Source organism: Kutzneria buriramensis (assembly GCF_003387475.1).
Taxonomy (GTDB): domain Bacteria; phylum Actinomycetota; class Actinomycetes; order Mycobacteriales; family Pseudonocardiaceae; genus Kutzneria; species Kutzneria buriramensis.
Map to the genome: position 1 here is coordinate 1 of NZ_QUNO01000064.1, position 1,082 is coordinate 1,082.

The 1,082-nt window shown below is 68.8% G+C and carries 1 protein-coding gene; it reads left to right on the top strand.

Annotated features, from left to right (window positions below):
- Positions 1–104: 104 nt before the first annotated feature.
- The gene (locus tag BCF44_RS54615) at positions 105–1,070 is read left to right on the top strand and encodes an IS481 family transposase (protein WP_116182490.1); all 966 of its coding nucleotides are present in this window, start codon (positions 105–107) and stop codon (positions 1,068–1,070) included.
- Positions 1,071–1,082 lie beyond the last annotated feature (12 nt).

Below are 1,082 nucleotides of genomic sequence, written 5' to 3' on the forward strand. Positions count from 1 at the left end.
TGTACCTGGTCATGAGGTTGGTGACGGCGTGTCGGCTTGATCATGGGTGAGGCCTCCGGGTGCGGTGGTGATTGCGACGTCAGTCACCACAGCCGGAGGCCTCAATGGGACACGCTAACGCCCGCCTGACCGTCCACGCCCGCCTGGTCCTGGTCCACCGGGTCGCCGCCGGCAGACCGGTCGCCCATGTCGCCAAGGAACTGGGCGTCTCACGGCAATGCGCGCACCGATGGGTACGACGCTTCCAGCAGGAAGGCGTCGCCGGCCTGGCCGACCGATCCAGCCGCCCACACCACACACCTACCCGCACACCGGTCGAGGTCGAGGACCAGATCGTGGCCGCACGCGCCCAGCTGCGGTCCGGCCCGGCACGCATCAGCGCAGCCACCGGCATTCCGACCCGCACCGTGTCACGGGTGCTGGCCCGCCGCGGCGTACCCCGGCTGGCCGAGTGCGATCCGCTGACCGGGCACCGCATCCGCGCCACCCGGCACACCACCTGCCGCTACGAACACCCCGCCCCGGGTGACCTGGTCCACCTGGACGTCAAGAAAATCGGCAAAATCCCACCCGGCGGCGGCTGGCGCGCCCACGGCCGCGGACCCAAGCCCGGATCGAAACGGGGACTGGGCTACGACTACGTCCACGCCGCCGTCGACGACCACTCCCGCCTGGCCTACGCCGAAATCCTGCCCGACGAGAAGGGCACGACCTGCGCCGGCTTCCTGCTGCGCGCGGCCGCATGGTTCGCCGACCACGGCATCCCCCACATCACCCGGGTCCTGACCGACAACGCCAAGAACTACCTGATCTCACGTGAGTTCGCCGCCGCGATCACCGCGATCGGGGCCCGGCACAAGACGATCAAACCCCACTGTCCTTGGCAGAACGGCAAAGTCGAGCGGTTCAACCGCACCCTGCAGACCGAGTGGGCCTACCGCCAGGTCTTCCCCGACAACCCCGCCCGCACCGCCGCGTTGGCGCCATGGCTGGATCACTACAACACTGAACGGGCACACACCGCACTCGATGGCCACCCACCCATCAGTCGCACACAGTCACCAACGTGACGGCCAAGTACA

What these genes read in the sequence shown, in the direction of transcription:
- BCF44_RS54615 (WP_116182490.1), top strand. Translation starts at nt 105, where the DNA reads ATGGGACACGCTAACGCCCGCCTGACCGTCCACGCCCGCCTGGTCCTG.